This window comes from Nocardia amamiensis NBRC 102102 (assembly GCF_001612745.1).
GTDB lineage: Bacteria > Actinomycetota > Actinomycetes > Mycobacteriales > Mycobacteriaceae > Nocardia > Nocardia amamiensis.
This window is the reverse complement of sequence record NZ_BDBA01000303.1, coordinates 1-8640: the sequence shown is the minus strand read 5'-3', so window position 1 is coordinate 8640 and position 8640 is coordinate 1. Positions and strand designations below refer to the sequence as shown.

Below are 8640 nucleotides of genomic sequence, written 5' to 3'. Positions count from 1 at the left end.
ACACCTTCTGCGGGTTCTGCTGGTAGGCACGTCGCGCCGGGCGCTGCGGGAAAAACCCGTGGCGGCGCAGCCATTTGCCCACACCCTGCTCGGTCATGACGACCCCGACCACCTTGCGGATCAGCTCGGCCACCAGGGCCCGGGTCCACAACGGGCCGCCGATCAGCAACTCCTCGGGGGTGTAGTCGGCCATCGCCTGGAACAACACCGCACGATCGGCGGCGCTGATCAGCTCGTCCCGGCCGATGCGGGATTTCACCGGTGCGGCAAGCGCTTCCCGCCCGCCGGCCTGGTACCTGCGCCACCACGTGCCCACCGACCGCTGCGAGACACCGAACATCTCGCCAGCCTCACCGTAGGTGCGCACCCGTCCCGACTCCAGCGCAGCGACCACCCGCAGCCGCACCACCTCCTGCGCAGCGGGCGACAACCGCCGCAGGTCCCGATCACTCACACGCCCTCAACGAACAAGGCAACCACGAAGTTTCAGTTCAATAAGCTGATCAAACGCCAAATGTACGGTCGCGCGGGATTCGAGCTTCTCCGCCAGCCGAATCATGCTGGCATAGACCGTAATCCGACTACCACCGAAAGTGGGACAGAGGAACCGGGTCCGCTGCGCGGACACCGTCGATGCGGGAAAATGGGCGTGCGTCCGTCCGGCACGTCGATTCAGGCTTGATGCCCAGAGTTCGTGACAGAGGATGACGCCGGGGACCGCTGACAGGAACTGTCGATTGTTGCCATGAGCACGCGGACCAGACTCTTTGAGGCTCTGCGGTCCCTCCGGACGGACGCCCTTGGTAGGTCGTCGGTTTCGGAGGATCGTGTGGAGTTGCTGCGCGGGCGGTGTGCCGCTTTGGATATCGGGAAGATGGACCTGAAGGCGTGCGTGCGCACACCGAGCACGAGCAAGCGCAAACGCTCACGCAGCCAGGTCGTCCGGACGTTCGCCACCACGACGAACGCGCTGCTGGAGCTGCGGGACTGGCTGGCCGCCGAGAAGGTCACGTTGGTGGTGATGGAAGCAACGGGCGATTACTGGCGCGGTGCGTTCTACCTGCTGGAGGATCACCTGAACGTGATCCTGGTCAACGCGTCCCACGTCAAGGGACTGCCCGGCCGCAAGACCGACGTGTCCGACGCGGCCTGGTTGTGTCAGCTGGGTGAATGCGGCCTGGTGCGGGCCTCGTTCGTGCCCCCGGAACCGATCCGTCACTTGCGGGACCTGACCCGTACCGCACTGCGCTGACGGCCGAACGCACCCGTGAGGCTCAACGGCTGGAGAAGGAACTCGAGGACGCGGGGATCAAACTGTCCGGCGTGGCCGCCGACCTGCTGGGCAAGTCAGGCCAGCGCATGCTGGCCGCGCTGATCGACGGTGAACAGGACCCTGAGGTGCTGGCGGACATGGCGTTGCGGCGGATGCGTTCGAAGATCCCGCAGCTGGTGCAGGCGTTGACCGGCAACTTTGGTGAGCATCACGCGTTTCTGTGCCGGTTGCATCTGGAACGGAGTCGTAAAGATTCAACTTGGCGATTCGTGGTTGTTGTGCGTGCGAACGAGGGCGAAGATTTCGGCGGCAGTGGCGAATTGGCGTTCGGATGGGGTGATGGCGTAGCCGTCCTGGTGGAGCAGGGGCAGGACGTCGTCGATGGCGTTGCGGATGGTGCCGCGGCTGACTTCGAACAGTTCTGCGAGGGTCTGTTGGTGGCATAGCTTCCGCTGATCGAGCACGGTGGCCAGAATCCGGTCGGCGTCGGTGATCTTTTGGCGGAACAGACCGCCTCGGGTGCCGGGTCGGCGGTCGCCACCGCGTTGATTGTGGCGGCGTCATTCGATCGTGGCGCGGTAGCCGACCGAGATCCGGTCGACCATGGCTTGGAAGTCGCCGCTGGTCATGCCCGTCAGCGCGGGGTGAGACAACGTTCGAGAGGCTTCTATTCTTGCTGTCGCAGTATCGTTTTCGAGCCAGCCGCGCAGGTCGTGGACGGTGGAGAAGTAGTGCGAGGTCTGGGAAATAGTGATCTGCCGTTCCTCGATCAAGGCACGGGTTTCCCTGATCGCCTGGCCGATGGTGTTCGGATTGATTCCCAGCAGCTCGACCATGACTTTCTGGGGGGCAGGCTCGCCGCAGATAGACCGCGGTGATCAGTACCTTGTCGGCGGGGGTCAGCAATGGGCGGCCGTGGTCTCCGAGTTCTTTTCGGCGTGGTCCGCCGCGTTGCAGGTATTTGCGTTGCTCGGCCACGGCTGCTTGCGCCGGTGCGAGTTGGGCGCAGAGTGCCTGCAGTTCACTGTGGGTCATGCCGGTGCCTTCGGGTCCGCAAGCATCGCCAGAGCGTGCGCTCGGGATGCGTCCCGGGCACCACCGGCGACGATCTCGGCCCGGCCGGCGGGGGCGATGGTGTAGTTCCAGGCCCCCCGCTGCGGATGCGTCGTGATGGGCAGTGACCGGACATGTTCGCGGCTGATGGAAATCCCGGTCGGATAGGTGTTGGTGTCCAGCTCGGCGTGAACACGCAACCCGGTGCGGGTTCGGGTGGCCGCGATGCTGTTGACGACGACCTCGTGGCTGGTCAGGGGCCTGCCACGCCAGTTCATCGTGATGTGGGAGAACAGCCGGTGCTCGATCTTGTTCCACTTCGAGGTGCCCGGCGGAAAGTGGCACACGGTCACGGTCAGGCCGGTCTCGGCGGCGAACGCGGCGAGTTCGGCCTTCCAGAGCCGATACCGGTAGCTGTTGGAGCCCCCGCAGTCCGCGGTGATCAGCAGACGATCCGCGTCCGGGTGATCCAGTCGGCCGCAGGAACGCCACCAGCGCCGAATTGATTCCACCGCGAACACCGAGGTGTCGTGGTCGGTGCCCACGTTCACCCAGCCGGAGTCGTTGACGATGTCGTAGACGCCGAACGGGATCGCCACCTCAACCTCCGGGCCGACGAAATAGAAGCTGTGGTCCTCGACCTTGACCGGATCGCCTTTCGGGCGCCACTGCCGTCCCGCATTGGGCAGTTGCCCCAGCTGCTCCTTCTTCTTGGCGTCGACGCTGATCACCGGCTGTCCGTCCGCGTGATGCCGCTTGACCTGCTCATTGATGTAATGGAACTGGACATCCCGATCGGGATGCTGGGTTCCCTCTAGAGTCTTGGCGCTGGCCTGCAGGCTGAAACCCTGAGCCTTCAACAACCGGCCCACCGTCGGCGCGGATACCGGATGCCCGGCCCGTGTCAGCTCCGCGGCCAGACTCCGCAGCGACTTGACTGTCCAGCGCAGCGGTGACATCGGATCCCCACGCTCGTCTGGCTCCACCAGCGTCAACAACGCCGCAACCAGGCCCGGGTCCAACTCCTCGGCGGGTTTGCGACCCCCGCCAGAGCGCCGAACCCGCCCGTCGGGCAGCGGCTGCTCACCAGCCTCCAGCTCGAAAACACCCTTCCGGACGGTGGTTTCGCTGACTTCGGCAGCCTGGGCCACGGCCCGCACCCCGCCATGCCCTAGCGCCCGGGCCTCGCTTGCCAACGCCAGACGCCGCTGCCGTTCGTTCAGATGCGGCAACAACGCCGCAAAACGCTCGGCCAGACCAGCGACGACGCCGTTCACCACCGCCATAGCACAACGAAACACGTTGAGACGCAATACAACACGTTATTACTTTTACGACTCCAAAGTATCGATCAGCTCAGTGCTGCGATCGAGGAACTCTCGGTGCGGATCGAGGAGCAGATGCGCCCTTTCTCCCGTCAGCTTGATCTGCTGGAGACCGTTCCCGGCGTCAGCCGTGGTGTCGCGGAGGTCTTCATCGCCGAGAGCGGCGGCGACATGCGCCAGTTCCCGACCGCGGGGCACTTCGCCTCGTGGGCAGGGGTCTGTCCCGGTCACCGCGAGTCCGCCGGGAAACGGAAAATCCGGCAAGACCCGCCACGGCAACACCTGGCTCAACGGTGCCTTGGGTATCGCCGCGCTAGCGGCGGGCCGGACCACCGATACCTACCTCGCCGCCCGCTACCGACGGCTCAGACCCCGGTTGGGAACCCAGAAAATTATTGTGGCGATCCAGCATTCCATCGTGGTCGCGGCCTGGCACATGCTGACCGGTGACACCGGATACCAGGACCTCGGCGGCGACTACTTCACTCGCCTGGACCCCGAACGCGCCATGCGGCGCATCGTGCGGCAAGCCAACACGCTCGGCTTCACCGTCCGTTTCGACCCGATCGGAGCCTGACACCAGCACCCGCCAGCCCTACCGACCCGGCTCGCTTCGCCTCGCCGGGCACTCAATCACGCCCGCATCACCTCCCGAACACTGGTCACCGAGGGATATTTTCGGACCAGCCGAAGAAAAATTACAGTCCCAATTCTGGATTGCGCACTACTGGCCTCTTCGGCGAAGTGACCGCGCTTCGATGCTCATGAAATCTGCCGCAGGAGGTGATCCGCGTGCAACGTGGTGGCGAATATGTCGATGGTGGGCGCTGGCAGCCTGCAGGTCCGGCGGGCATCCACCAGGTCCGTATCAGCCGTGCTACGGCGGATCCGACCGGTGCGCCCGGTGTCCGGCGTGGGACTTCCCCGTGGCCTCGCCCTGCGAGAAAGCCTGCGCCGAGAAGATCGCCATGGGAGCTTGCGGGGGTCATTCGGAGCCGAAACCGTAGAGACGGTGCGCGTTTGTGGTGAGGATCGTGTCCCGAACGGCCGGTGTCGGCGCCCATTCCGCGAGTAGGTGCAATAGGTTTGCGATGTTGGGCATCTCACCCCAGAAACCGACGTGTGGCCAGTCCGATCCCCAGACGCACCGGTCGGGTGCGGTTTGGATCAGCGAGCGAGCGAACGCGAGGGTGTCGGAGTACGATGGCGCATCGGACAGCCGGTAGGCGCCGGAGAGTTTGACCCATGCGCCATCTGCCATCAGCCCTAGCAGAATCCTCCAGTCGGGCGCGGTGATTCCGCGGGAGATATCGAAATCGCCCATGTGGTCGATCACGATCGGTACGGACAGTTTGGACAACCTCGTGTGCGCCTCGGCCAGGTGCCGCGTGTTGGTGAGCAATTGTAGATGCCAGCCCATTTCCCGGCAGATGCTGTCGTACCGACCGATCCGGTCGAAGCCGAATCCACCGCCGGCCAGCGTGTTCAAGCGCAACCCCACTACGCCGTGCTCGGCCAACACACCGAGTTCCGTATCGGCAACATCCGGTGCTACCACGGCAACGCCGCGCAACCGCTCGGCGTTCGCGGCGAGCGTATCGAGCATCAGGCGATTGTCGGTGCCGTGCACACTGATCTGTACCAGGACCCCGTAGCTCATACCGGTGGCATCGAGCATCCGTAGGTAATCCGAGGCGGACGCGGGTGGAGGTGTATAACTTCGTTCGGGGACGAAGTGTGTGCCGACTACGTGTGCGTGGGTGTCGACGGCACCGGTGGGCACGGTGAACCGTGTGGGTCTTGTGGGGCCAGGATTCGGTCCCGGGCAGATTCGATCGATCTTGTCGGTGCCGAAATCCAAAGCTGCTCCTCGATGCGATGGGGTAACGGTTTGCTACAGGTGCCGCCCGAGACGCTAGGAGACCGCAGCTCCCGCGCGGGCAAACGACCACAGTTGGGCGACGCGTTCGACGTTCAATGCCGTCGGCCAGTCGATAGCAGCAGAACGTGTTTGGGCGGTGTAGCTCTTCTTTGCGAATCGGGCGAGTTCGGGATCGGCGGCCGCTGTCGCGAGCAGTGCTCGGGCGTTCGCCTCGACGTCTTCGTCGGCGCATACCGTCCAGGCCAGTCCCACGCGCTGGGCCTCCACGCCGTCGAGTGAGATGCCGAGCATGCCCATCGCGGCGGCGGTGTCCGGACCAGCGGCTCGGTGCAGCAGATGCATATGGCCGCCGCCCGGGTGGAATCCCAGTCGCACGAATCCGGGTATCAGTCTGGCGTTTGTTGCGAGCACTCTGAGGTCGGCGGCGAGTGCCAGATTCAAGCCGGCACCGACTGCGGCCCCACGGACTGCGGCAACGGTGGGGACCTGCAGGCCGCCGACTCGGACGAACGCGTTGTAGAGCACCGAGATCCGGTCGAAGTTGGCGGTTTTCAGCGGAGCGCGCGTGACGTCGTCGAGGTCATCGCGGTCTCCTCCGGAGCAGAACTGCCCGCCGGCACCCTGGATCACCACACCGCCGATCTTTGGGGTATTGTCGACGGTTTCGCAAATGTCGACCAATTCGCCGGCCATCTCGACGTCGATCGCATTGCGCCGGTCCGGGTTGTTCAACTCTATTGTCACGATGCCGTTGTCGATGTGGACACGAACTTTGGGCATGGGGGCGATCCTCCGGATGGCTGGGCTGGGTCAGGGCCGGGCGGCCTTGATGAAGCTCTTGGCAATAGTGTTCTTGAGCACCTCCGCGGAGCCCCCGGCTACCTCGTACGCCTTCGCATCTCGCAGGTAACGGCCGAACGGCGAGGTCTCCCGGGTGCCAGCGGCGCCGCACACCTGCACGGCCATGCTGGCCACGCGGGTGGCCAGCCCGGCGGCCAGCAATTTGGCCGCCGAGGAGGACCGCTGATAGTCGCCACCCGCGTCGAGATCGCGGGCTGCCTGGTAAGCAACCAGACGAGCGGCGTCGATCTCGGCCCCGGCTTCAGCGAAGTACCATTGAATACCCTGGAAATCAATGACTTTGCCGCCGAAGGCGGGGCGCTCCAAAACGTAGTCGAACGCCTTGTCGAAGGCCGCACGGGCGATGCCGAGCGATATCCCCGCAGCGAGTGTCCGGCTGTTGGACAGCGTGACCATGGCTTGGCGGAGTCCATTGCCTTCCATGCCGATCAGCGCATCGCCGGGCAATTCGACGTTCTCGAGCACGAGGTTCACGTGCGGGCCGTTACGCAACCCGAAAGTCTGCGCGTCGCGAGTCCGACGAGTGCTGACACCCGCGGTATCACGCTCGACCGCAAATGCGGATACACCGACGGGTGTTTCAGCCAGTACTACGAAGAACTCCGCCTGCGACCCGGAGGTGATGAACGCCTTCTCACCATTGACCACCCACCCCTGGGCGATGCTTCCGTGGGCTTTGGTGTCGAGTGTGCGGATGTCACTGCCATGGCTTCGTTCAGTCAGTGCGTAGGAAGCGCGTAACCCCTCGGCATAGCGGGGCAGCACCCGTTCCTTCAGACTTTCGCTTCCGTAGAGCTCGATGATCTTCTGGCTTTGCAGAATGGTGATCAGCGATACCGCCAGAGCGGCGCTGCCCGCGCCGAGTTCCTCGAAGACACCGAGCGCGTTCCCCATCGGTTCGCCGAGGCCACCGTAGCGGGTGGGAAGTGTCATGGCGTTCCAGCCCATCGCCGCGGTCCGGTCGACGAGTTCGACCGGGTAGACGTCGTCCTGATCGATTCGGGCGGCGGCGGGGTCGACGACCTCCGCGGTGAATCGCCGTGCCGGTTCGGCGACTGCGGGGTCGGCCAGGTACCTCCAGAAACTCATCATCGTCTCCCGTGTCGAGGGTGTTCTTCGTGATCGGGCGAGGTGCGTGCCATGCGACGGTGGCCTGCCGCGGCGTCACGGATACAGGCCGCGCATCAGGTGTGCTGTGGCGACTGTTTCTACCGCCAGACTGGTTGCCGCCAGCCTCAACGACACCTGGCATTTGTCGGCGTGTGCGACCACCCGGCCCCAAGCGGCGTTCATACAGTCCCGTAGCCGGCTCTCCACATCGGTGCGGCTCCACCAGTAGGCCTGATTTGCCTGCACCCACTCGAAATACGAGACGAGCACGCCGCCGGCGTTCGCCAGGATGTCGGGTACCACCAGTTGGTCGTTTTCGCGGAATATCTCATCGGCGGTCTGCGTCGTGGGGCCGTTAGCACCTTCGACGATCAGTTTCGCCACGATACGGCGGGCGTTGCCCGCATGCAGGACTCCCTCGACCGCCGCGGGTATCAATACATCGACACCCAAGTACAGCAGGTCGTCGCGGTCGGGCAAGTCTTCGGCATGTGTGAATCGGGCTACTCGCCCAGCGGTCGCAACGTGTTCTTCCAGTTCGAGAATCGGGATGCCGTCGGGGTTGTGGACCGCACCGTATTCGTCGCTGACGGCCACGATTCGCACCCCCGCATCCGCCAGGAACCGCGCGGCGCCGCGGCCGACTTTGCCGAAGCCCTGCACAGCGGCTGTGGTGGCAGCCGGAGTCATGCCCCGATGCTTCATGGCGGCGAGGGCGATATGGGCGACACCCAGAGAGGTAGCGTCGGCGCGTCCGTGTGACCCGCCCAGAGGTACGGGTTTTCCGGTGACGACGCCGAGAGTGGTATGGCCTTGGCCCACTGAGTACGTGTCCATCATCCATGCCATTACCTGTTCGTCGGTGCCGATGTCAGGAGCGGGGATGTCCTGGACGGGGCCGATCAAGGGCATGATCTCGCTGGTGTAACGGCGGGTCACTCGTTGAATCTCGTTGGTGGAATAGAGCTTCGGATCGAAGCGCACCCCACCTTTCGCCCCGCCGTACGGTACATTGACCAGCGCGCACTTCCAGGTCATCCACATCGCCAGCGCGCGGACCTCGTCGAGAGTGACAGTGCTGCTGTACCGCAGACCGCCTTTGGCAGGACCACGCGACAAGTTGTGCTGCACACGGT

At 64.5% G+C, this 8640-nt stretch carries 8 protein-coding genes and 2 pseudogenes; 3 read left to right on the top strand and 7 right to left on the bottom strand.

Annotated elements, in window-relative coordinates; translation table 11 throughout:
- Nucleotides 1-454: winged helix-turn-helix domain-containing protein (locus NA4_RS36185; protein WP_067480243.1), on the bottom strand; the 454-nt coding region annotated here is incomplete at its 3' end.
- A 375-nt stretch (nucleotides 455-829) separates the two neighbouring features.
- Between NA4_RS36185 and NA4_RS36180 the strand changes: the two are divergent.
- A pseudogene (locus tag NA4_RS36180) lies at nucleotides 830-1515 on the top strand (IS110 family RNA-guided transposase); the annotation flags it as partial.
- Nucleotides 1516-1833: 318 nt separating this feature from the next.
- Here the strand turns inward: NA4_RS36180 and NA4_RS44065 are convergent.
- A complete protein-coding gene (locus NA4_RS44065; RefSeq protein WP_444980051.1) occupies nucleotides 1834-2109 on the bottom strand; it encodes a hypothetical protein in 276 nt (91 codons plus the stop codon).
- A gap of 288 nt (nucleotides 2110-2397) precedes the next feature.
- A pseudogene (locus NA4_RS36175) lies at nucleotides 2398-3612 on the bottom strand (ISAzo13 family transposase); the annotation flags it as partial.
- On the opposite strand from NA4_RS36175, the gene NA4_RS43030 reads away from it, so the two are divergent.
- Both NA4_RS43030 and NA4_RS43025 read left to right on the top strand, forming a co-directional pair.
- Entirely contained in the window at nucleotides 3550-4101 is a 552-nt protein-coding gene (locus tag NA4_RS43030; RefSeq protein ID WP_307188628.1) for a transposase, read from the top strand. The pseudogene NA4_RS36175 and the gene NA4_RS43030 overlap by 63 nt on opposite strands.
- Complete coding sequence (locus NA4_RS43025; RefSeq protein ID WP_245671756.1) at nucleotides 4049-4228, top strand: hypothetical protein; 180 nt, start codon at nucleotides 4049-4051, stop codon at nucleotides 4226-4228. The genes NA4_RS43030 and NA4_RS43025 overlap by 53 nt, the downstream gene beginning before the upstream one ends.
- 408 nt (nucleotides 4229-4636) lie before the next feature.
- Here NA4_RS43025 and NA4_RS36165 read toward each other — a convergent pair whose 3' ends face one another.
- From NA4_RS36165 to NA4_RS36150, 4 genes are all read right to left on the bottom strand, one after another.
- Nucleotides 4637-5512, bottom strand: coding sequence for an amidohydrolase family protein (locus NA4_RS36165; protein ID WP_218022513.1), 876 nt, complete (start codon nucleotides 5510-5512; stop codon nucleotides 4637-4639).
- Between the two features lie 54 nt (nucleotides 5513-5566).
- On the bottom strand, nucleotides 5567-6313 hold the full coding sequence (locus NA4_RS36160; protein ID WP_067480240.1) for an enoyl-CoA hydratase-related protein: 747 nt from the start codon (nucleotides 6311-6313) through the stop codon (nucleotides 5567-5569).
- A 30-nt stretch (nucleotides 6314-6343) separates the two neighbouring features.
- On the bottom strand, nucleotides 6344-7483 hold the full coding sequence (locus NA4_RS36155) for an acyl-CoA dehydrogenase family protein (RefSeq protein ID WP_067480246.1): 1140 nt from the start codon (nucleotides 7481-7483) through the stop codon (nucleotides 6344-6346).
- A gap of 75 nt (nucleotides 7484-7558) precedes the next feature.
- Complete coding sequence (locus tag NA4_RS36150; RefSeq protein WP_245671754.1) at nucleotides 7559-8635, bottom strand: Glu/Leu/Phe/Val family dehydrogenase; 1077 nt, start codon at nucleotides 8633-8635, stop codon at nucleotides 7559-7561.
- Between the last annotated feature and the right edge of the window lie 5 nt (nucleotides 8636-8640).

Coding starts and splice junctions, on each gene's coding strand:
- NA4_RS36160 (WP_067480240.1), bottom strand. CDS start 6,313: ATGCCCAAAGTTCGTGTCCACATCGACAACGGCATCGTGACAATAGAG.
- NA4_RS44065 (WP_444980051.1), bottom strand. CDS start 2,109: ATGGTCGAGCTGCTGGGAATCAATCCGAACACCATCGGCCAGGCGATC.
- NA4_RS36155 (WP_067480246.1), bottom strand. CDS start 7,483: ATGAGTTTCTGGAGGTACCTGGCCGACCCCGCAGTCGCCGAACCGGCA.
- NA4_RS43030 (WP_307188628.1), top strand. CDS start 3,550: ATGCGGCAACAACGCCGCAAAACGCTCGGCCAGACCAGCGACGACGCC.